Annotated in this window: 20 protein-coding genes and 2 pseudogenes; 10 read left to right on the top strand and 12 right to left on the bottom strand. The window is 65.6% G+C overall.

Translation table 11 applies throughout. From position 1 onward, the window contains the following. Window positions 1-30: 30 nt before the first annotated feature. Together UB43_RS02170 and UB43_RS02165 are read left to right on the top strand one after the other, a co-directional pair. Window positions 31-1,992 carry a DUF1302 domain-containing protein gene (locus UB43_RS02170; protein ID WP_156160318.1) on the top strand — a complete coding sequence of 654 codons (1,962 nt, stop codon included), beginning with the start codon at window positions 31-33 and terminating at the stop codon, window positions 1,990-1,992. Between the two features lie 13 nt (window positions 1,993-2,005). Further along, on the top strand, window positions 2,006-3,376 hold the full coding sequence (locus UB43_RS02165) for a DUF1329 domain-containing protein (protein ID WP_045207950.1): 1,371 nt from the start codon (window positions 2,006-2,008) through the stop codon (window positions 3,374-3,376). Window positions 3,377-3,523: 147 nt separating this feature from the next. Here the strand turns inward: UB43_RS02165 and UB43_RS02160 are convergent, their stop codons facing one another. Beyond that, window positions 3,524-3,961: an Lrp/AsnC family transcriptional regulator gene (locus tag UB43_RS02160; protein ID WP_045207948.1), complete on the bottom strand. Its 438-nt coding sequence runs from the start codon at window positions 3,959-3,961 to the stop codon at window positions 3,524-3,526. 130 nt (window positions 3,962-4,091) lie between these two features. On the opposite strand from UB43_RS02160, the gene UB43_RS02155 reads away from it, so the two are divergent. Both UB43_RS02155 and UB43_RS02150 read left to right on the top strand, forming a co-directional pair. Beyond that, window positions 4,092-4,985 carry a DMT family transporter gene (locus tag UB43_RS02155; protein ID WP_045207945.1) on the top strand — a complete coding sequence of 298 codons (894 nt, stop codon included), beginning with the start codon at window positions 4,092-4,094 and terminating at the stop codon, window positions 4,983-4,985. Window positions 4,986-5,068: 83 nt separating this feature from the next. Continuing rightward, complete coding sequence (locus tag UB43_RS02150) at window positions 5,069-6,205, top strand: DUF1615 domain-containing protein (protein WP_371318984.1); 1,137 nt, start codon at window positions 5,069-5,071, stop codon at window positions 6,203-6,205. A 7-nt stretch (window positions 6,206-6,212) separates the two neighbouring features. On the opposite strand, the gene UB43_RS02145 is transcribed toward UB43_RS02150, so the two are convergent. Further along, window positions 6,213-6,509 carry a hypothetical protein gene (locus tag UB43_RS02145; protein WP_045207943.1) on the bottom strand — a complete coding sequence of 99 codons (297 nt, stop codon included), beginning with the start codon at window positions 6,507-6,509 and terminating at the stop codon, window positions 6,213-6,215. Between the two features lie 76 nt (window positions 6,510-6,585). Further along, window positions 6,586-7,230 (bottom strand): TetR/AcrR family transcriptional regulator, encoded by a 645-nt coding sequence (locus UB43_RS02140; protein WP_045207940.1) that lies wholly within the window; start codon window positions 7,228-7,230, stop codon window positions 6,586-6,588. Window positions 7,231-7,430: 200 nt separating this feature from the next. Between UB43_RS02140 and UB43_RS02135 the strand changes: the two genes are divergently transcribed. From UB43_RS02135 to UB43_RS02125, 3 genes are all read left to right on the top strand, one after another. Next, window positions 7,431-7,922 carry a DUF1543 domain-containing protein gene (locus tag UB43_RS02135; RefSeq protein ID WP_045207937.1) on the top strand — a complete coding sequence of 164 codons (492 nt, stop codon included), beginning with the start codon at window positions 7,431-7,433 and terminating at the stop codon, window positions 7,920-7,922. A 79-nt stretch (window positions 7,923-8,001) separates the two neighbouring features. Then, complete coding sequence (locus UB43_RS02130) at window positions 8,002-8,415, top strand: arsenate reductase ArsC (RefSeq protein WP_045207935.1); 414 nt, start codon at window positions 8,002-8,004, stop codon at window positions 8,413-8,415. Between the two features lie 343 nt (window positions 8,416-8,758). Continuing rightward, window positions 8,759-9,754, top strand: a complete 996-nt coding sequence (locus tag UB43_RS02125; RefSeq protein ID WP_045207932.1) for an LLM class flavin-dependent oxidoreductase — start codon at window positions 8,759-8,761, stop codon at window positions 9,752-9,754. Between the two features lie 226 nt (window positions 9,755-9,980). Here UB43_RS02125 and UB43_RS02120 read toward each other — a convergent pair whose 3' ends face one another. The 8 genes and pseudogenes from UB43_RS02120 to UB43_RS02090 form a co-directional block, all read right to left on the bottom strand. Then, window positions 9,981-10,349 carry a YajD family HNH nuclease gene (locus UB43_RS02120; protein WP_045207929.1) on the bottom strand — a complete coding sequence of 123 codons (369 nt, stop codon included), beginning with the start codon at window positions 10,347-10,349 and terminating at the stop codon, window positions 9,981-9,983. Between the two features lie 58 nt (window positions 10,350-10,407). Then, a complete protein-coding gene (locus UB43_RS02115; RefSeq protein ID WP_256204889.1) occupies window positions 10,408-10,773 on the bottom strand; it encodes a YbaN family protein in 366 nt (121 codons plus the stop codon). 64 nt (window positions 10,774-10,837) lie between these two features. Beyond that, a complete protein-coding gene (locus UB43_RS02110; RefSeq protein WP_045207926.1) occupies window positions 10,838-11,437 on the bottom strand; it encodes a biliverdin-producing heme oxygenase in 600 nt (199 codons plus the stop codon). 213 nt (window positions 11,438-11,650) lie between these two features. Further along, window positions 11,651-11,833, bottom strand: a pseudogene (locus UB43_RS29990) (hypothetical protein); the annotation flags it as partial. Between the two features lie 42 nt (window positions 11,834-11,875). After that, window positions 11,876-12,223: pseudogene (locus tag UB43_RS30230) on the bottom strand (STN domain-containing protein); the annotation flags it as partial. 123 nt (window positions 12,224-12,346) lie between these two features. Beyond that, on the bottom strand, window positions 12,347-13,270 hold the full coding sequence (locus UB43_RS02100) for a FecR domain-containing protein (RefSeq protein WP_045208870.1): 924 nt from the start codon (window positions 13,268-13,270) through the stop codon (window positions 12,347-12,349). A gap of 107 nt (window positions 13,271-13,377) precedes the next feature. After that, entirely contained in the window at window positions 13,378-13,899 is a 522-nt protein-coding gene (locus UB43_RS02095) for an RNA polymerase sigma factor (RefSeq protein WP_045207920.1), read from the bottom strand. Window positions 13,900-14,069: 170 nt separating this feature from the next. Then, a complete protein-coding gene (locus UB43_RS02090) occupies window positions 14,070-15,428 on the bottom strand; it encodes an MFS transporter (RefSeq protein WP_045207918.1) in 1,359 nt (452 codons plus the stop codon). Window positions 15,429-15,761: 333 nt separating this feature from the next. On the opposite strand from UB43_RS02090, the gene UB43_RS02085 reads away from it, so the two are divergent. Further along, window positions 15,762-16,640: a LysR substrate-binding domain-containing protein gene (locus UB43_RS02085; protein ID WP_045207916.1), complete on the top strand. Its 879-nt coding sequence runs from the start codon at window positions 15,762-15,764 to the stop codon at window positions 16,638-16,640. 113 nt (window positions 16,641-16,753) lie between these two features. On the opposite strand, the gene UB43_RS02080 is transcribed toward UB43_RS02085, so the two are convergent. Next, window positions 16,754-17,614: a LysR substrate-binding domain-containing protein gene (locus UB43_RS02080; RefSeq protein WP_045207914.1), complete on the bottom strand. Its 861-nt coding sequence runs from the start codon at window positions 17,612-17,614 to the stop codon at window positions 16,754-16,756. A 149-nt stretch (window positions 17,615-17,763) separates the two neighbouring features. Between UB43_RS02080 and UB43_RS02075 the strand changes: the two genes are divergently transcribed. Both UB43_RS02075 and phnX read left to right on the top strand, forming a co-directional pair. Then, window positions 17,764-18,879 (top strand): 2-aminoethylphosphonate--pyruvate transaminase, encoded by a 1,116-nt coding sequence (locus tag UB43_RS02075; RefSeq protein ID WP_045207912.1) that lies wholly within the window; start codon window positions 17,764-17,766, stop codon window positions 18,877-18,879. Between the two features lie 32 nt (window positions 18,880-18,911). Next, complete coding sequence (phnX, locus tag UB43_RS02070; protein ID WP_045207909.1) at window positions 18,912-19,739, top strand: phosphonoacetaldehyde hydrolase; 828 nt, start codon at window positions 18,912-18,914, stop codon at window positions 19,737-19,739. Window positions 19,740-19,940: the final 201 nt, after the last annotated feature.

Below are 19,940 nucleotides of genomic sequence, written 5' to 3'. Positions count from 1 at the left end.
TAAATCTTGGCCATGGAGGTAATGCTGTTTATGAACAGTCGATTGGGTGCGCGTTCGTCCATTTTCTGGGCGCCACGTCGGGCGGGGGCGATGATGGGTCTCTTGCCGCTGCTGGTGGCGGGGTCGGCCCAGGCTCTGGAGTTCAAGCTGGCCGAGAACGAGATCACCGGCTCGCTCGACAGCACGCTGTCCTACGGCGCCATGTGGCGCGTGCAGGGCCGCGACAAGAGCAACATCAGCGACATCAACGCCGACGACGGCAACCGCAACTTCGATACCGGCCTGGTTTCCCAGGTCTTCAAGCTCACCTCCGACCTCTCGGCCAAGTACCAGAACTATGGCCTGTTCATGCGTGGCACTGCCTATTACGACACGCAGATCATGGACAAGCGCAACGATTACTACGACACCACCAATGGCGTGGTACGGCCCAGCCAGTCGTACCCGCAGGATGACCACTTCACCGACGACACCCGGCATATCGCCGGCCGCAAGGCCGAGCTGCTGGATGCCTACCTGTCCGGTAGCTGGGATATCGACGAGCACCCGCTGACCGGCCGTGTCGGCCGCCAGGTGCTGAACTGGGGCGAGGGTGTGTTCTATCGTGGTGGCGTCAACACCATCAACCCGGTCGACGCCGCGCGTTTCCACTTGCCGGGTTCCGAACTCAAGGAAGTGCTGGTGCCGGTGGAGGCCCTGAGCTTCAACCTCGGCCTGACCGACGACCTGTCGATGGAAGCCTTCTACCAGTGGAAGTGGAAGGAGACCCGCCTGGACTCGGTTGGCACCTACTTCTCCGACACCGACCTGTTCAGCGATGGTGGCGAGACCGCCTACACCACCGAAACCGACCCGCTGATCAAGGAGCTGCTGGCCGGCTACCCAACGGTCGCCTCCCTCGGCCTGCTGGGCAACGGCCCGCACGGGCCGAACGCCTTCCTCGATCCGAACACCGGCACTTTCAAGGTGGCCAACATCGGCAAGGACATCGAGGCGCGCGACGACGGCCAGTTCGGCGTGGCGTTCCGCTACATCGCCGAGGAGCTCAACTCCACCGAGTTCGGCTTCTACTTCGTCAACTACCACGCCAAGGAGCCGCAGGTCGCGGTCGATCTGCGCGGTTACCAGGGTGTCGATGTCGACGCGTTGAACAACCTGCTTGGTCCGCTGGGCCTGGGCGAAGCGGTGCCCGGCCTGGCCACCCTGGACATGGCGAGCAACGCCGAAGCCCGTCGCGACTATGTCGAAGACATCCGCATGTACGGCCTCAGCTTCAACACCACCCTGGGCGACGCCTCGGTGTCCGGTGAGATCGCCTACCGGCCGAACATGCCCATCAGCATCTCCGCCACCGACGACCTGCTCGGTGACCTGCTGACCCAGGGCGTGCTGGGCCAGACCAACCTCTACGACGGCAGCGTCGCGGCTGGCCAGGCCTGCGCCGAAGTGGCCGGCAAGCAGCTGTGCCGTGGCAGCCTGTTCGAGAACTATGAACGCGCCGAGACCTACAACATCTCGCTGTCGACCATCTACAACTTCGGCCCGCACCTGACCTTCGACTCCATGACCGGCGTGGCGGAACTGGCCTCCGAGCACATCCGCGGCAGCAGCCTGAAGTACACCGCCTGGGACGGCACCGAGCGCAAGTTCGTCGGCGCCCAGGACAAGGCCTACGTCGGCGGCAACGACGACGATGTGCAGATCAGCCGCGACAGCTACGGCTACACCCTGCTGCTCACCGGCAGCTGGAACGACGTCTACGCTGGGGTGAAGCTGTCGCCGTATGCCGTCTACCAGGAGGACTTCAGCGGCAACTCCGACCGCACCGGAAACTTCATCGAAGGCCGCAAGGCCTACACCCTCGGCATCGACGCCAGCTACCTGAACACCTTCGAGGTCGGCACCCAGTACACCAACTACTACGGCGCCGGTTCCAGCAACTCCATGCGTGACCGCGACAACGTCTCGATCACCGCGAAATACTCGTTCTGATCCGGAGAGGACCATGTACAAGAAGAGTTCCCTGATCGTCCTTGCCACGCTGACGGCCCTGGCCGTCACCGATGCGCGTGCTGCCGTCTCGGCCGACCAGGCCGCCCAGCTGAAGAGCAGTCTGACGCCCATGGGCGCGGAGAAGGCCGGCAACTCCGCCGGCAGCATTCCCGCCTGGAGCGGCGGCCTGACCTCGGCACCCGCCGGCTACAAGGGGCCGGGTGCGCACCACGTCGACCCCTTCGCCGGCGAGAAGCCCAAGTTCGTCATCACCAAGGCCAACCTGGACCAGTACAAGGCGAACCTGACGGCGGGGCAGATCGCGTTGTTCAACGCCTACCCGGACACCTACCAGATGCCGGTCTACGAGACCCACCGCACCGGCTCGGCGCCGCAGTGGATCTACGACAACATCTACAAGAACGCCACCAGTGCCAAGCTGGTGGAGGGCGGCAACGGCTTCTCCGACGCCTACGGCGGCGTGCCGTTCCCGATCCCGCAGAGCGGCGTGGAAGCGGTGTGGAACCACATTGCCCGCTACCGTGGCACCTACATCGTGCGGCGTTCTTCCCAGGCCGGTGTGCAGCGCAATGGTGCGTACGCGCTGGTGACCTCGCAGGACGAGGCGCTGTTCCGCTTCTACGACCCCAAGGGCAGCTTCGAGAAGCTCGGCAACACCATGTTCTACTACATGACCTTCACCACCGCCCCGGCCCGCCTGGCGGGTAACGGAGCACTGGTGCAGGAGACCCTCGACCAGGTCAAGGAACCGCGCCAGGCCTGGGGCTACAACCCCGGCCAGCGTCGCGTGCGCCGCGCCCCGACGCTGGCCTACGACACCCCCATCGAAGACTCCGATGGCCTGCGCACCGCCGACGATACCGACATGTACAACGGCGCGCCGGACCGCTACGACTGGACCCTGGTGGGCAAGAAGGAAATCTACATCCCCTACAACAACTACCAGATCACCAGCCCGGAGGTTAAGTACAAGGACCTGCTCACCCCCGGCCACGTCAATCCCAAGTACACCCGCTACGAGCTGCACCGCGTGTGGGTAGTGGACGGCAAGCTGAAACCCGGCGCGCGGCACATCTACTCGCGCCGCACCCTGTACCTCGACGAGGACAGCTGGGGCGCCGCCGTGGTGGACCAGTACGACGGCCGCGGCGAGCTGTGGCGTGTGTCGCTGGCGTACCTGAAGAGCTTCTACGAGCAGCCGATGGTGTGGACCGCGCTGGACACCTTCCATGATCTCCAGGCGCACCGCTACAGCATCCAGTGGCTGGACAACGAAGAACCTGGCACCGCTGACTTCAGCCAGCCGGCGCCGGACGATTCCAACTTCAGCCCCTCGGCGCTGCGCCGCAAGGCATCGCGCTAAGCCCGTAAACGACAAAGGCCCCGCAAGGGGCCTTTTTCATTTGACTGCCGATGGTTCGCGAGCAAGCTCGCTCCTACAGGTCGGGCCAGCGCGCTCTTTGTAGGAGCGAGCTTGCTCGCGAACCGCCGCTTGCCCCCAAAAGCCGTTTCACGCCATCGGCGGCAATCGCCGCTTCACCGGGCTCTTCTTGACGATGGCCGTGTTGGTCTCGGCGAAGCCATTGAGGTGATCCAGGATCTCGTCCAACTGCTCCATGGAGCGCACGCACATCCGCGCGTAGAAGCAATCCTCGCCGGTGACCTTGTCACACTCGGTGAATTCGGGGATCGCCAGGATCTGCTTCTCCACTTCCTGCAATTTCCCCGGCAGCGGGCGCACACGGACGATGGCCTGTAGCTGGTAGCCGAAGGCACGAGGGTCGACGTTCACCGTGTAGCCGGTGATCACCTGGCGCTCTTCGAGCTTGCGCAGGCGTTCGGCGACGCTGGGGGAGCTCAGGCCGCTGGCCTGGGCCAGGGCCTTGAGGGACAGGCGCGAGTCTTCCATCAGTGCGGCGATCAGCAGTTGGTCGATGTCGTCGGTCATCTTGGTCTCGAAAGGTAAAGTCGGAGAATTGCCTTGATAGTAAAGGTGAACGGCCAGCTTTGCCTGCGTCAGGCGATGGAGTGCAGGAATCCACCTGTTCATACTGGTCACCAACAAGCGGAGGTGAACCATGAACGAGCAAATCAGGCGCGGCACCCTGGAAATGATCAGCGCCATGCTGATCTGCGGCACCATCGGCTGGCTGGTGGTGGTCTCGGGCCAGCCGGTGCTGGACGTGGTGTTCTGGCGCTGTGTGTTCGGCGCCGCCACCCTGCTGGTGATCTGCGCGGCCATGGGCTTCCTGCGCCCCGGCATTCTCACCCGCGCCACCTTTGGCCTGGCGCTGCTCAGCGGCGCGGCCATCGTCGGCAACTGGGTGCTGCTGTTCGGTTCCTACTCGCGGGCGTCCATCGCCATCGGCACGGCGGTCTACAACGTGCAGCCGTTCCTGCTGGTGTTGCTGGGCGCGCTGTTCCTCGGCGAGAAGGTCACCGCGCAAAAGCTCGCCTGGCTCGGCGTTTCCTTCGTCGGCATGCTGGCCATCGTCAGCGCGCATGGTGAAGCGGGGCAGGTGGGTAGCGACTATCTGGGCGGCATCGTCCTGGCCCTCGGTGCGGCGGCCCTGTATGCGGTGGCGGCGCTGATCATCAAGCGCCTGACCGGCGTGCCGCCGCACCTGATCGCGCTGATCCAGGCTATGACCGGCATCCTGCTGCTGGCGCCCTGGGCGAACCTCTCTCCGCTGCCGCAGGCCACCAGCGCCTGGGCCAGCCTGGCGACCCTGGGTATCGTGCACACCGGGATCATGTACGTGTTGCTCTATGGCGCGATCCAGAAGCTGCCGACGGCGCTGACCGGCGCGCTGTCGTTCATCTACCCGATTGCCGCGATCTTCGTCGACTGGTTCGCCTTCGGCCACCGCCTGACCCCGTTGCAATGGCTGGGCGTGGTCGCCATTCTGCTGGCCGCCGCCGGCATGCAGCGCGGCTGGAGCCTGAACCTGCGGCGCCTGGCCTGGCGCTGAAATCCGTGCTTGCCTGACAATGCCAGGGAACCTGTGCCGTTGCGCACCGGTCCTGTAGGCGGACTTCAAGCAAGGAACGGACTATGACTGCGGCTGCCCTGACGGCAGATTCACTCAGCCTGAAAAGGCCTTCATCTCGATTCATTCAACTGCTGGGCGTGGCCGCGCTGCTGGCGCTGGCCGGCTGCGGCAGCCGCGCGCCGAGCGTGCCGGAGCCGACGCCGGAAGAGGTGCGCGGCAAGCTGGCCAGGCTGATTCCCGCTGGCGCGTCCGACCGCCAGGGCTGGGCGAAGGACATCCAGGTCGCCTTCACCACCCAGCGTATTCCGGCGACCACCGAAAACCTTTGCTCCGTGGTGGCGATCACCGAGCAGGAGTCCACCTTCAAGGCCGACCCGCCCGTACCGGGGCTGGGCAAGATCGCCCGCGCCGAGATCGACCGGCGTGCGAGCAAGGTCCATGTGCCGGGTTTCCTCATCGATACCGCGCTCGCGCTGAAATCGCCGAACGGCCGCACCTACAGCCAGCGCCTGGCGAGCGCGAAAACCGAGCGGGAGCTGAGCGCGATCTTCGATGACTTCATCGGCGGCGTACCGCTGGGCCAGCAGTTGTTCGGCCGCTTCAACCCGGTCCATACCGGTGGCCCCATGCAGGTCAGCATCGAATTCGCCCAGGCCCATGCCGAGGGTTATCCGTACCCGGTGGACGGCAGCATCCGCCGCGAGGTGTTCAGCCGTCGCGGCGGCATGTACTTCGGCATCGCCCACCTGCTCGGCTACCCGGTGAACTACCCGCGTCAGCTGTACCGTTTCGCCGACTTCAACGCCGGCTGGTACGCCAGCCGCAACGCGGCGTTCCAGCGCGTGGTGGCGGATCTCACCGGTATTACCCTGGCACTGGACGGGGACGTGATCCTCTATGGCAGCCGTGATGCCGGCAGCACCGAGAAGGCGGTGCGCACCCTGGGGCCGAAACTGGGCATGAGCGAGCGGGAAATCCGCCGCGACCTGGAACTGGGCGACAAGCCGGAGTTCACCCAGTCGGAGCTCTACACCAAGGTCTTCGCGCTGGCCGAACGCTCCGCTGGCAAGCCGATGCCGCGGGCGATGCTGCCGGGCATCACGCTGCACAGCCCGAAGATCACCCGCCAGCTCACCACCGCCTGGTTCGCCCAGCGCGTGGACGAGCGCTACCAACGCTGCCTGGGGCGAGCGCCGTAGCGCTTGTTCAGTCGCCCTCGGCGGGGTCGCAGACGCCGCTGTCGCCGTTCGGGCCGGTGTAGGAGACGCTGACGGTGCCGTCGTCGTTGGTGCTGATCTGCACGGTCACACCTTCACCCTTGGCGACCACGGTGCTGTCGGTGTTCTGCGTGACCTTGGCTTCCTGGCCATTGATGTAGACCGGCCCGTTCTCGTCGGTGTGGATCTGGATATCGTTCGGGCAGTCGTAGTTGAGCATGGGGATGGCGGCAAAGGCGGGCTGCACAACGATCATCAGCGATGCGGCGATCAGTAGCGATTTCATGGCGTCTCCCAGACGAATGCAGGCACGGCGCGAAGCCGTGCGGACATTCTCAGATTAGTGCAGCCAGCGCCGGGCGCTACAGCGGCAAGGGGCGCAGGCGTGCGGCCGGCTCCGGCGCAGTGCCGCGCAGGACCAGGCGGGTGATGGTCGCTGCCGCTGCGTCGAAGTCATCGGCCGCGGGCTGCGCCTTTCCGGTGATCATCGCGATCTGCCAGTCGAAATCGACGTAGGTGCGGGTGGCCGCGGAGATGCTCAGCAGCAGGTGCTGCGGGTCTACCGGGGCGAGCAGGCCACGGTCGATCCAGGAGGCGATGCACTCGACGTTGCGGCGCGACTCCGTGCGCAGGCGCTGCAGCCACTCCGGCGGCAGGTGCGGCGCGCCGTGGAGCATCTCGCTGGCGAACACCTTGTAGGCGTGCGGCCACTGCCGGGCGATGTGCAGGCGCGCGCGGATGTGCGCGGGCAGCGCCCAGGCAGGGTCGTCACACTCGCGCAGCAGGGCGGCGGCTTGCAGCACTGCGTCCACCACGTTTTCCAGCAGGCGCAGGTAGAGGTTCTCCTTGCTCTGGAAGTAGTAGTAGACGTTGGATTTAGGGAGTTCGGCGCGGCTGGCGATGTCCTGGGTCTTGGCGGCGGCGAAGCCCTTCTCGGCGAATTCTTCGCCGGCGGCCAGCAGGATGCGCTGGCGGTTGCGGTCACGGATGCTGAGGGCCGGGCGCATTCGGCGGCGCGTCGGGGCAGGCGCGGTCTGGGGCATGGGAAAACATCGGGGCAGTGAAACGAAGATTCAGAATATAACTTTCTATATAGCGCTTGCCACCCACCGGGTTGGCTGACGGATGGCCATTTATCCGCCAGTAGATTGAACCTGCCGCCTGACGAATCTGTCAGAGCCAGTCTGAAACCTGGGAAGGGTCTGAAATGCTGTTCGTAGTCATGCTGGGGGGACGCCATCCGCGCGCGCGGATCGAGGTCCATGACGTGGCCTTCGTCATTGGCGACAACCTGAAATCCACCTACCCGCAATTGCGCGAGGCCTGGTTCGGCAGCCCGGATGGCCTGCACATCGACTCCTGGCTGGAGGTGGACGGTGTCGAGGCCTACCGCGTCGAGTTCAGCGAGGCGATGCCGGCGCCGGGCGAGCAGCGGCTGTTCTTCGTCAACCTGGGCGGCTATGAGCTGGGCAGCTTTGGCGAGGCACACCAGTACGTCCTGGTGGCGGCCCGTGATGCCGCCGATGCCAAGGTGCGCGCCAAGCGGCGCATGCCGCGCAGCTGGGACAAGGCGCACACCGACGCGGTGATCGACGTCGACGACTGCATCGCCGTCGACCAGATCGGCGGGCGCTACGTGCACCTGGTGGAGGGCGAGAGCCGCGGCATCGTGCAGCGCAGCGACTACATCGTGTTGTGAGCCTTCATGCCGCTGACACGGCCCTGTCATAAAACCTGACGTATAAGGGGCGCATAGCCGACCCCGTGCCGAGGTAAAGATGACCGAGAAACGCCGAGTCCTGTTCGTCTGTGTCGCCAACGACGCCCGCTCGCCGATGGCCGAAGCGCTGTTGCGGCACACCGATGGCGAACACTTCGAAGCCTTCAGCGCGGGCATCCGTCCGACCGCCATCGACCCGCGTGCGCGAAACGTGCTGGAGCACGCGGGGATCTCTGCCGAAGGCCTGCGCAGCAAGTCCATCGACGAATTCCACGGCCAGCACTTCGATTACCTGATCGACCTGTGCGACAAGTCCACTGACGAAGGCGACGAGCTGCCGACCTCCAGCGAAGTGATCGTGTGGAACTTCGTCGACCCGGCCCACAGCGAACAGCACGACCCGTTCCGCCACACCCTGCAGGAAATCAGCGACCGCCTGAAGCTCTTCGAAATGGTGAAGAACCGCGACTGACGTATCTGGCGATGACAAAGCAAAAAGCCCGCACGGATGCGGGCTTTTTGCTTCGTAGGCCACAGGATCTCGCCGTTGCCTGGGGAGGAGTATCGGCGGATTCCCGTAGAGATGGGGCGCTGGTCCTTCAGCGCCAGGGCATTCTGGCGGTCTGGCATGACAGCGCGGTGACTGTCCCGTGAACAGGTGATGGCAACGCGCCTGCGCGCCTTTATCACTCGCCGGCATGAGCACTATCGATCCCGACAAGTGGCCAGGCGTGGAGTGCCTCGATAGAGTCACGGTCAAAGTCATGTCCGCGGCGTTGCGTGTAGGCGCTTGCGTGACCCGAATCGGAGTACCTATGAAGTCCCTGTCAGATATTGCCTTCTCCATGCTTGATCTGGTGCCTGTGCGCGACCAGGGCACCGCTGCCGAGGCGTTGCACAACGCCGTCGAGGTTGCCCGGCACGTCGAGCACCTGGGCTTTACCCGCTACTGGCTGGCGGAGCACCACAACATGGACGGGATCGCCAGCTCGGCCACTGCCGTGTTGATCGGCCACATCGCGGGCAAGACCGAGCGCATCCGCGTCGGCTCCGGCGGCGTGATGCTGCCCAACCATCCGCCGCTGGTGGTGGCGGAGAACTTCGGCACCCTGGAAACGCTGTATCCGGGCCGCATCGACCTGGGCCTGGGCCGCGCACCGGGTGCCGACCAGGCGACCATGCGCGCGCTGCGCCGTGACCGCCTGGGCGATGGTGCGGACTTCCCCGAGCAGGTCGCCGAGCTGGAAATGCTCCTCGGCCCGCGCCGTTCCCAGCAGTCGCTGCTGGCGATTCCGGGGGAGGGCACCAACGTGCCGATCTGGCTACTGGGCTCCAGCCTGTTCAGCGCCCATCTGGCCGCGCAGAAAGGCCTGCCTTACGCCTTCGCTTCGCACTTCGCGCCGCGCTACCTGCATGACGCGCTGCGCATCTACCGCGAGAACTTCCAGCCCTCTGCAGTGCTCGACAAGCCCTACGCCATGATTGGTGTGCCGCTGGTGGCCGCGCCGACCGACGAAGAGGCCGAATACCTGGCGACCACCGCCTTCCAGCGTGTGCTGGCGCTGATCCGTGGCGACAGCCTGAAGCAGAAGCCGCCAGTGCCGAGCATGGCCGGGCTGTGGCTACCCCATGAGCAGGATGCTGTCGGCAACTTCTTCGGGCTGGCGGTGATCGGTGGTCCGGAGAAGGTGCGCAGCCGCCTGGAGATCCTGCTGGAGCAGACTGGCGTGGACGAGATCATTTTCACCAGCGATATCTACGACCACGAATTGCGCCTGCGTTCGCTGGAGATCGTTGCCGGCCTGCGCTGAAGTCTCCATCGCGCGGACTGGTTTGTAGGAGCGAGCTTGCTCGCGAAGCGGGTCCGCAGCGGAGGTTGTTCGCGAGCAAGCTCGCTCCTACAGGTGCATGCCCAATGGTGGCCGGTGGGGTAGGAGCGGACTTCGTCCGCGATCGAACCGCCGCCGCTCCAATCGAACAGGGAGCTGGGGGAAGCCATCGCGGACAGAGTCCGCTCCTACAGTGGCGGCGTGGGATTCACGCCTGCCCGTCGTCCTTCTTCTTCAGCAGGTCCGCCAGCCCGGCCAGTCCCTTGTGGGTGACCTTGGGCCCTTTTGCGCCCGCGTCATTGCTGTTCTGGTAATGCAGGTCCACCTGCCGCTGGTGCTCGTTGTCGTGGCAGAACAGGCACAGCAACTCCCAGTTGGAGCCATCCTCGGGGTTGTTGTCGTGATTGTGGTCGCGGTGGTGGACGGTCAGCTCGCGCAGGCGCACGCCGCTGAACTCGCGGGCGCAGCGCCCGCAGATCCAGGGGTACATCTTCAGGGCTTTCTCGCGGTAGCTGGTTTCGCGGCGGCGCTGGGCCTCGGCGAGGACGGCGTCGACTTTGCTGGTGGGCTGGTTCATGGCTCGTGGACAGAATGCAGGATCGGACTTCCAGCATAAGTCCGCTGCCGTGCGCTGGCTACGGCCTGGGCGTATCCGGACGCGACCAGATCCACAGATTGCCAACCGCCATGCCGAGGATCACGGCGTACAGCCAGATACCGTGGGGCAGGGTGATCAGCATGATCGCCAGCGCGGCGAGCATCGCCAGGCTGGCGCTGATCTTGGCGCGGCGGGCAACGGCGCGGCCATTGCGCCAGTTGTGCAGGATGGGACCGAACAGCCGGTGGTTCTCCAGCCAGGCGGACAAGCGCGGCGAACTCTTCGACGCAGCCCAGGCAGCAAGCAGGACGAACTCGGTGGTCGGCAACCCCGGTACCACCAATCCCACCATGCCCACGCCGAGGCTGGTGTACGCCAGCAACGCAAATGCCAGTCGGGCCAGCCGCGAGCGCGCGGGACCGAAAGGAGTGGCGCGCGCCGCATCGGCAGGCGCGCGCTCCAGGGCGTCAGACCGCGGCGGGAGCACTGTCGTAGCTGTGTTGCAGCAGTTGCGAGAAGCGCTCGAAAGCGGCCACGGCGCCGGCTTCGGCTTCGCGCTCCTGGGCTTCGCTCAGCTCCAGGCCGTCGAGGGTACGGGTGAAGCGCTTCCAGCCTTCGGCACGGCCGCCTTCGGGCTCGCCCAGGTGACGGGCGCCGGTGTTCTCGTCCAGGCCCAGCGCGGCGACGCGCTTGATCAGGAAGGCAGCGCCGAGCTTGGAGCCTTCGGAGACGAACAGCCAGCCCAGCGCGTGGGCCTGGGTCGGGTTGCTGATAGCGCCGGCGACCGGTGCGGGCACTTCGGTGTCGAGGTCGGCCAGGTCCAGGCGGGCCTGTTCGGCGCGGCAACGCTGCGGCAGGTCGGGGAAGATCTTGCCCAGCTCGGCGTCCTGGTACAGGGCCTGCAGCTCGGACTGGAACAGGTACTGGGCGACCACGAAGCGGGCGAAACGCTCGCGGCTGGAGAAGGGCTCGCGGGCCTTCACGGCGTGGTCGAGACGCTCGTGGGGGGCGTGGGTCAGCGCGTTCAGGCGCTGCGAGCGCAGGGCGGGGAGTTCCAGGGTGGTCATGTCCAATTCCTTGAAATTACAGGTCTTTACAGACGAGACGAACGAGTTCGGGGAAAGCGTAAAGATAGTCGCGTGTTCAATGGGTGATGCCGGAGCGAGACAGGTTCGCGAGCAAGCTCGCTCCTACGAAGAGCGTCGAAATCTGTAGGAGCGAGCTTGCTCGCGAACGGAGCTGGCACGGGGTTCATCAGGAATCCCGTGCCAATCAGTGCATCAGATATCCCACACCAGGTTGATCGCGAAGTTGCGGCCCGGCTGGGTCAGGCGGTCGAGGTTGGCCGGGGCCAGTACCGAGGCTTCGCCGACGCCGTCGTAGCCGCGCACGTCATCCCACAGCCAGTACTTCTTGTCGGTGAGGTTGTAGAGGCCGGCGTTCAGGGTCGCGGTGACGGTGAGCGGCTGCATCTCGGCAACGGAGGAGAGGTTGCGCTCCAGCACCACGTTGCGCGGGCCGAGCTGGCGCACGGTCAGGCCGGTGCCGCCGAGCAGGTTCTTCAGCGCGCGCTCCGCCGGCAGGCGGCCGCTGACGCCCGGAGACACCACGCCGTCGGCCAGGTCGGCGGCCACGCCAACCTGCCAGCCGGTCACCGCGCTGAACGCGTTCAATGCCTGGGGCAGCGGTTGGCGGGCGATGTCGAAGCTGTAGCCGGCCTGGGTCTGGCTGGCTTCGGCGGCGAGGGCGGAAGTGGCCGGCAGGCTGGCGAGGCCGATGGACAGGGCGAGCAGCGAGATGCTGGCCGGAGCGGACAGCCGGCGCAGAGGGGCACGCGAAGAAGCAATGGTCATCGAAGGGCTCTCTTAGTCAGTCTTTGTTCGCATTCGTAAATGCGAATCTATTGCATTGGCTTCTGACTAAACGAACGAGCCTTTCGAATCGCGTAAAAAAACTTCCTGCTCCGTAACAGGAGGTCAGTTGAGGATCAGCAGTTTCGGGTATTCGTGCAGTTCGGCGGAGGTGATCTGCGCCAGCGAGCGCGCCACGCCCAGCGGGTCGTCCAGGCGCCAGTTGCCGGTGACGCTGACGTTATCCAGGCGTTCGTTGGTGTTGACGATCCAGCCGGGGTAGTAGCGGCGCAATTCGGCCAGCACCTGGCTGAGCGGGCAGTTCTCGAACACCATGCGTCCTTTCACCCAGGCCAGTTGGGATTCGGCCTCGGCGCCGTGCTGGCGCTCGCCGAAGCCCTGCGGACCGACGCGGATGCTGTCGCCGGCGCCGAGGCTGACGCGGGCATCATCCAGGCGCGTGCGCAGGTCCACTTCGCCGCGCTGCACGCTGACTTCCGCCTCGTTGCCCAGGTAGCGCACGGCGAACGCCGTGCCGCGCACCGTGACCTGCACCGGCCCGGCTTCCACCTCGAAGGGGCGACTGCGGTCATGGGCAACGTCGAAGAAGACTTCGCCGCGGTAGAGGCGGGCGACGCGCTGCTGATCATCGACCTTGCTGGAGAACGCGGTGTCGGTGTTGAGCAGCACGTTCGAGCCGTCGGCCAACCGGACTTTCTGGCGTTCGCCGACCGCGGTGAGATGGTCCGCGCGCAGTCGCGTCAGCAGGTCGCCCTGGACCACGACACCGATGGCGAGCACCAGCGCTGCTGCGCTTGCCAGGGGCTTCAGGAAACGTCGTTTGCGATGCAGCGGGCGAACCTTGTCCTGCACCTGCCTGCGTTCCAGGCGCGCGGCGGCGACCGGCAGCAACGGCGACTGCCACGCGTCGCGCACGCGCTGGTAAGCCTGCGCATTGCCTTCGCTGGCAGCGAGCCAGGCTTCGAAGCGCGCGCGGGTGACGGCGTCCATGTCGTCCTCGAGGATCAGCCAGTCGAGGGCTTCGGCCATCTGCTGGTCGTCGGGCGGAGCGGCGTGGGGCAAGGGGCGATCCTCGGGGCGGTGCTGGGGTGGTGAGCCGCGCATTGTTGTCGAATCGGCTGGCGAACGGTAGTCCGTCATACCGATTCCTCGAGGCGGCTGACCAGCCCGACGCAGATCGCCATGATCAGTTTCAGTTCCTTCTGCACCGTGCTGGCCGAGATGTCGAGTTGCTCGGCGATCTCCGCGTAGCCGCAGCCGTGCAGGCGGCTGAGGATGAAGATGCGCTGCTGGCGCTCGCTGAGTTCCTCGAGGGTGGCACCCAGGCGTTCGAGCAGCTTCTCCGCGTGCAACTGGTCCTCGGCGCTGGAGCCGGGCGCCGGCACGGCCTGCACCACGTCGAAAGGCACGTCCTCGAGCATGGTCCGCGACTGCATGCGCAGGTGGCGCAGGTGGTCCAGGGCGAGGTTTCGGCCGGTCTGGAAGAGGAAGGGTTCCAGGTGATCGATGCGGCGTTCGAGCAAGGTGCGGGCGACGCGCAGGTAGGTTTCCTGCACCAGGTCTTCGGCGATGCTCGGGTTCTTCACCATCCGTACGAGCGTGCGCAGCAAAGGCAGGCGCTGGGCCAGGAAGACCGCGTCGAGGTTGGAAGTGCTCACAAGGGCGTCCAGCAGGAATAATTTTCAAATGATAATCAATGTTATTCAGCTGTGACTGATGGCACAAGCCCATCCGTGGTTCCGCGGGTGTACGGGCCAATGAAAAAAGGGCGAGGCGCGCGGGGCGCCTCGCCCATACCCTCAGCCGGCCGGTGAGGGACAAGCGGGACTCAAGAGCGCACGGGGCGTGCGTTCAGGCGGGGTTCGTCGCTGGCGGATTGAGTCTGGCGGGTCGCTTCCGGGCGGCTGTTCCAGTGCGGGATCAGGATGCCGGCGGCGATCAGCGCGGTGACGGTGAAACCGATGAACACGGTGTAGGTGTCGAAGTAGCCCGGCAGCAGGCCGCCGAGGATCGCGCCGATGGAACCGCAGCCGTTGACGAAACCCGCTGCCGTGCCGGCCGCTTCGCCGGTGCCGAAGTCCACGGCGGCCGCGCCGCTGATCATGGAGTCCGGTCCGTAAAGGGTCAGGCCCATCATGAACAGCAGGCCGAGGACCATGAGACTGCTGCCGGTCTGCATCGCCGGGACGAACAGCGCCAGGCACACCGTCAGGCCGAGCAGACTGATCACGCAGGCCGGCATGCGCCGCGCGCCGAAGATGCGGTCCGAGGCGTAGCCGATCAGGATCGGCCCGAGCAGCCCGGCGACTTCGAAGGCTGACGGCAGGATCGCCGCGCCGACCTTGCCCAGCCCCGGCATGCGCTCGTAGACGATCACCGGCCCCCACAACAGGATCGCGTAGCGTGCCGGCTTGAGCAGGAAGTACGCCAGGCCCAGGGTCAGCACGGTGCGGTTGCGCAGCACCTTGCCGAGGATGCGCAGGGACTTGCCGTTTTCGCCCTCGTGCTTGAAGCCGGCGTAGTTCACCGCTTCGGGTTGCTGTACATCGGCTTCCACCGGCGGCAGGCCGACGTCCTGCGGACGGTTGCGTTGCAGCAGCAGGAACAGGATGGCGACCGCACCGACCACGGCGGCGGTGGAGTAGAACGCCGCATGCCAGGTGCCGAACACTTCATAGGCCCACCAGCCGGCGAAGGGCGAGGCGACCAGTCCGCCGAAGGCGTAGCAGGTGCTCCACAGCCCGAGCACGCGGCCGCGTTCGTGGGTGGCGAAGAAGCTGCCGATGTTCTTGCACAGCCCCGACCAGCCGGTGGACTGCGCCAGGCCCTGGACCACCATGCAGGTGGCGAAGATCGGCAGGGTGGCGAAGCTGCCCATCACCAGGGCGGCGGCGGCGGAGATCAGCAGGCCGCCGAACACCACCACGCGCGGGCCATAGCGGTCGGCGAAGACGCCCCAGGTGAACTGGCCTACTGCGTAGGCAGTGAGGTAGATGGCGTCGAGGTTGGCCATCGCGATCTTGTCGAGATGGAAGGAGGGGTCTTCGGCGATGCCGAGCTTGGCCACCGAGAAGGCTTTGCGGGTGAAGTAGAAGGCCGCGTAGGCCAGCCAGGTGATGGCGAAGATCTGCCATTTCCAGCGGGCGAGGGAGGCGCGCGGCGATGCGATGCCGTGAGGGTTGAGCATGGTCTGACCTCGTTGTTGTTGTGCTGTGCCGGCAGTCAGTGGGTAACGCCTGTTTGTTGTTCTTGTTCTGGGAGCACGTCGCACCGTCTTCGCGGTGCGGGTCAGAAACGCTGCAGCTGTTCTGTGCCGCCGCTCCACTGATGGGGGAGAGCGTCGGTGGAGGGATGGAAACAATTTCGAATAAATAACTGAAATCGATTTATCAGATTTCAAAAATAAGCTGGGCTTGTATGACAAGGCGCCATGACGCTAGTGTTTTGCGTGAATGACCTTGTAGTCGCTTTCCGTCTGCTGGCGTGGAGGCGGTCAGAACCTTCCCGCAGAGGCGCTCCCATGTCCGTTTCCCACGCTCAGCTCAAGGCCTTCCATGCCGTCGCCGTGCACGGCAGCTTCACCCGCGCTGCCGAGCGTCTGTTCCTCACCCAGCCGGCGGTTTCCGACCAGGTGCGCAAGCTGGAGGAGCGCTACGGTGTGCTGCTGTTCCACCGCAACAAGCGTTCGGTACGCCTGACCGAACTGGGCGAACGCCTGCTGTCGGTGACCCAGCGGCTGTTCGTGATCGAGGCCGAGGCGCAGGAACTGCTGCAGGAGTCCAGCGCGCTGCAAACCGGCAGCCTGACCCTGGCGGTGGACGCACCCGTACACGTGCTGCCGCAGATAGCCCGCTTCTGCCAACGCCATCCGGGTATCCGCGTGAAGCTGGAGACGGGCAATACCGATGAATCCCTGCAACGGCTGTTCGACTACCAGGCCGACCTCGCGCTGCTGGGGCGTGAAGTCCAGGACGAGCGCCTGCTGACCTTCACCCTGCGTAGCGATCCCATCGTTGCCTTCGTTGGCTGCGGCCATCCGTGGGCCGGGCGCGAGTCCATCCAGCTCGCTGACCTGGATGACACGCCGCTGGTGCTGCGCGAGCAGGGCTCGGTGACCCGGCAGATGCTTGAAGCGGAAATGGCCCGCGCCGGGCTGCGTATTCGTCCGGCCATCGAGGTCGAAGGTCGCGAGGCGTCGCTGGAAGCGGTGGCAGTGGGGATTGGTGTGGGCGTGGTTTCGGCCGCCGAACTGGGCGCGGATGCGCGCGTACACGCGCTGCCGATTCTCGATTGTCACTGGCGCATGAGCGAGACGTTGGTGTGCCTGCGTGAGCAGAGCACGCGGCGGATCGTGGCGACTTTTCTCGATCTGGTGAAGGAAGATTTGCCGGCGGAGTAGGGCATGGCTGTCGGTGGTTCGCGAGCAAGCTCGCTCCTACAGATTGGGCATACGCCGAAGTTTCCCTTGTGGGAGCGAGCTTGCTCGCGAACCGCATCCCGCAGGACCTGAGGTCAGGCTTCCGCCAACTCCAGAAACGCACTCACCACCCGCAACCCCCTGCGCCGTTCCAGGCAGCCGATGGCGTGGCGATTGAGCAGCCCGGCGCCACTCAAGGGAATCGCCTTCACCCGTGGGTCCGGGCTGACCTCCAGCGACGACACGATGCCGATCCCCAGTTCCGCCGCCACCGCTTCGGTCACCGCTTCGCGGCTGTCCAGCTCCAGCAGCACGCGAGGTTCGACCGCTTGGGCTGAACGGGCCGCATCGAAAGTCCGGCGGGTGATCGAGTCGGGCTCGCGCAGGACCATGATCTGCTGGTCCAGCTCGCCCAGCGGCAGCTCGCCAGCGTGCCCGCTCCAGGCATGGCTGGCCGGCACCAGGGCGCAGATGCGCGACTCCACCAGCTCGCGCAGGAACAGCCCGGCGCGCGGCTCCACTTCGGTCAGCACGGCAATATCGACGTGCTCGTCCATCAGTGCGGCGAGGGTTTCCTGCGCGTTGCCCAGGCGCAGGTTGACGGTGATGCCGGGGTAGCGCGCGCGTAGCCGGGCAAGCATAGGCATCACCAGGTGCGGGCCGTCGGCGGCCACCTCGATGCGCCCGGTCACCAGCTCGCGGCTGGCGTCGAGCATGGCTTCGGCTTCCTCTTCCAGGGCGAACAGCGTGCGGCTGATGGCCGACAGGCGTACGCCATCTTCTGTCAGCTCCACGCCGCGCGCGGTGCGGCGGAACAGGTTGACCTGGTAGTGCTCCTCCAGCGCCTTCACGTGGCCGGTGACGGCCGGCTGGCTGATGAACAGGCGCTCGGCGGCACGGGTGAAGCTGCGTTCGCGGGCGACGGCGTCAAAGGCGCGGAGCTGGAAGAGGTTCATGAGGTATATGTCCGACTTATGCAGTGCATCGTGATAAACAATTTGAACGATATCTGCCCGGCCGGCAAGTTATGCCCAGGCCACGGCGAACCCGCCCCGGCCCAACCGAATTCAGCCCTGACGACGTTCCCAAGAAAGAGGAATCGAGCATGAGCACTGCCGAGCGAGCCCCCATCCTGCTGACTCCCGGTCCGCTGACCACGTCTCCCCGCACCCGTCGCGCCATGATGGTCGACTGGGGGTCGTGGGATCGCGACTTCAACGACCTCACCGCCGACGTCTGCAAGCGCCTGCTGGCGATCATCCACGGCGAGGCGAGCCACACCTGCGTGCCCCTGCAGGGTAGCGGCACCTTCTCCGTCGAAGCCGCCATCGGCACCCTGGTGCCGCGTGACGGCAAGGTGCTGGTGCTGATCAACGGCGCCTACGGCAAGCGCCTGGCGAAGATCTGCCAGGTGATCGGCCGCGAGTTCAGCACCTTCGAAACCGAAGAGGACGTGCCGACCACCGCCGCCGACGTCGACCGCCTGCTCAGCGCGGACCCGAGCGTCACCCACGTCGCCCTGATCCACTGCGAAACCAGCACCGGCATCCTCAACCCGCTGCAGGACATCGCCAAGGTCATCGAGGCCCACGGCAAGCGCCTGATCATCGATGCCATGAGCTCCTTCGGCGCGCTGGACATCGACGCCCGCCACATTCCCTTCGACGCGCTGATCGCTGCCTCCGGCAAGTGCCTGGAAGGCGTTCCGGGCATGGGCTTCGTGTTTGCCCGCACGTCCGCGCTGAACGCCAGCGCCGGCAACTGCCACTCGCTGTCCATGGACCTGCAGGACCAGCACGCCTACATGGCCAAGACCGGCCAGTGGCGCTTCACCCCGCCAACCCACGTGGTTGCCGCGCTGCACGAAGCGCTGAGCCAGTACGAGGAAGAGGGCGGTCTCGCGGCCCGTCATCAGCGTTACGCAAACAATTGTCAGACTCTGCTGGCGGAGATGGCCGAGCTCGGGTTCCGCAGCTTCCTGCCGGCGGAAATCCAGGCGCCCATCATCGTCACCTTCCACGCCCCGAGCGATGCCCGCTACAGCTTCACCGAGTTCTACAACCGGGTGCGCGAGAAGGGCTTCATCCTCTACCCGGGCAAGCTGACCCAGGTGGAAACCTTCCGCGTCGGTTGCATCGGCCAGGTCGACGCCAGCGGCATGCGCGCCGCCGTCGCAGCCATCGCCGAGACGCTGAAGGAAATGGAAGTCTTCGAAATCTGACGCCCGCCCGAATTCTCACAGGATTGAACGCCATGAATTACCAGCAACCCCAGCAACTGCAAGCCGTCATCCTCGACTGGGCCGGCACCGTGGTCGACTTTGGCTCCTTCGCGCCGACCCAGATCTTCGTCGAGGCCTTCGCCGAGTTCGGCGTGCAGGTCAGCCTGGAAGAAGCCCGTGGCCCGATGGGCATGGGCAAGTGGGACCACATCCGCACCCTGTGCGACATCCCTGCCATCGCCGAGCGCTACAAGGCCAAGTTCGGCCGTGTGCCGAGCGACGACGATGTCACCGCCATCTATGAGCGTTTCATGCCGCTGCAGATCGAGAAGATCGCCGAGCATTCGGCGTTGATTCCCGGCGCGCTGGACGCCATCGCTGCCGTGCGCAAAGGTGGGCTGAAAGTCGGTTCCTGCTCCGGCTACCCGGCGGTGGTGATGGAGAAGGTCGTCGCCCTGGCCAAGACCAACGGCTACGTCGCCGACCACGTGGTCGCCACCGACGAAGTGCCCAACGGCCGCCCGCACCCGGCCCAGGCGCTGGCCAACGTGATCGCCCTGGGCATCAATGACGTCGCGGCTTGCGTGAAGGTCGACGACACCTGGCCGGGCATCCTCGAAGGCCGCAGCGCCGGCATGTGGACTGTGGCGCTGACCTGCTCGGGCAACGCCCTGGGTCTGACCTACGAGCAGTACAAGGCGCTGCCGGCCCAGAAGCTGGAGCAGGAGCGCCGCCGCATCGGGCAGATGTTCGAGGGCTCGCGGCCGCACTACCTGATCGACACCATCGTTGAACTGCCGGCGGTGATCGCCGATATCAATGCGCGCCTGGCGCGGGGTGAGATGCCGCAGAGCAGCTGACGCTTGGTTTGAGCGAGGAAGGCCCGCTTGTTGCGGGCCTTTTTTGTCTGTATTGGTCGGACCGATGGGGCTCTCTGTAGGAGCGGAGCTTCTCCGCGATGCTCTTGCTTACGGTTAGGTGTGTCTGCGCCGCTGCGGCGTGTGCGCGGACTCCCTGTTTCGCCCCCTCGGGCGAGTTACTTTGGCAAACGACGGATGGCC

The organism is Pseudomonas sp. 21 (assembly GCF_000955805.1).
Taxonomy (GTDB): Bacteria; Pseudomonadota; Gammaproteobacteria; order Pseudomonadales; family Pseudomonadaceae; genus Pseudomonas.
This window is presented reverse-complemented; position numbering and strand designations above follow the sequence as displayed.

Excerpts from the sequence above, each read along its gene's own strand:
- UB43_RS02170 (WP_156160318.1), top strand. The coding sequence starts at position 31 with ATGAACAGTCGATTGGGTGCGCGTTCGTCCATTTTCTGGGCGCCACGT.
- UB43_RS02165 (WP_045207950.1), top strand. The coding sequence starts at position 2,006 with ATGTACAAGAAGAGTTCCCTGATCGTCCTTGCCACGCTGACGGCCCTG.
- UB43_RS02160 (WP_045207948.1), bottom strand. The coding sequence starts at position 3,961 with ATGACCGACGACATCGACCAACTGCTGATCGCCGCACTGATGGAAGAC.
- UB43_RS02155 (WP_045207945.1), top strand. The coding sequence starts at position 4,092 with ATGAACGAGCAAATCAGGCGCGGCACCCTGGAAATGATCAGCGCCATG.
- UB43_RS02150 (WP_371318984.1), top strand. The coding sequence starts at position 5,069 with ATGACTGCGGCTGCCCTGACGGCAGATTCACTCAGCCTGAAAAGGCCT.
- UB43_RS02145 (WP_045207943.1), bottom strand. The coding sequence starts at position 6,509 with ATGAAATCGCTACTGATCGCCGCATCGCTGATGATCGTTGTGCAGCCC.
- UB43_RS02140 (WP_045207940.1), bottom strand. The coding sequence starts at position 7,230 with ATGCGCCCGGCCCTCAGCATCCGTGACCGCAACCGCCAGCGCATCCTG.
- UB43_RS02135 (WP_045207937.1), top strand. The coding sequence starts at position 7,431 with ATGCTGTTCGTAGTCATGCTGGGGGGACGCCATCCGCGCGCGCGGATC.
- UB43_RS02130 (WP_045207935.1), top strand. The coding sequence starts at position 8,002 with ATGACCGAGAAACGCCGAGTCCTGTTCGTCTGTGTCGCCAACGACGCC.
- UB43_RS02125 (WP_045207932.1), top strand. The coding sequence starts at position 8,759 with ATGAAGTCCCTGTCAGATATTGCCTTCTCCATGCTTGATCTGGTGCCT.
- UB43_RS02120 (WP_045207929.1), bottom strand. The coding sequence starts at position 10,349 with ATGAACCAGCCCACCAGCAAAGTCGACGCCGTCCTCGCCGAGGCCCAG.
- UB43_RS02110 (WP_045207926.1), bottom strand. The coding sequence starts at position 11,437 with ATGACCACCCTGGAACTCCCCGCCCTGCGCTCGCAGCGCCTGAACGCG.
- UB43_RS02100 (WP_045208870.1), bottom strand. The coding sequence starts at position 13,270 with ATGGCCGAAGCCCTCGACTGGCTGATCCTCGAGGACGACATGGACGCC.
- UB43_RS02090 (WP_045207918.1), bottom strand. The coding sequence starts at position 15,428 with ATGCTCAACCCTCACGGCATCGCATCGCCGCGCGCCTCCCTCGCCCGC.
- UB43_RS02085 (WP_045207916.1), top strand. The coding sequence starts at position 15,762 with ATGTCCGTTTCCCACGCTCAGCTCAAGGCCTTCCATGCCGTCGCCGTG.
- UB43_RS02080 (WP_045207914.1), bottom strand. The coding sequence starts at position 17,614 with ATGAACCTCTTCCAGCTCCGCGCCTTTGACGCCGTCGCCCGCGAACGC.
- UB43_RS02075 (WP_045207912.1), top strand. The coding sequence starts at position 17,764 with ATGAGCACTGCCGAGCGAGCCCCCATCCTGCTGACTCCCGGTCCGCTG.
- phnX (WP_045207909.1), top strand. The coding sequence starts at position 18,912 with ATGAATTACCAGCAACCCCAGCAACTGCAAGCCGTCATCCTCGACTGG.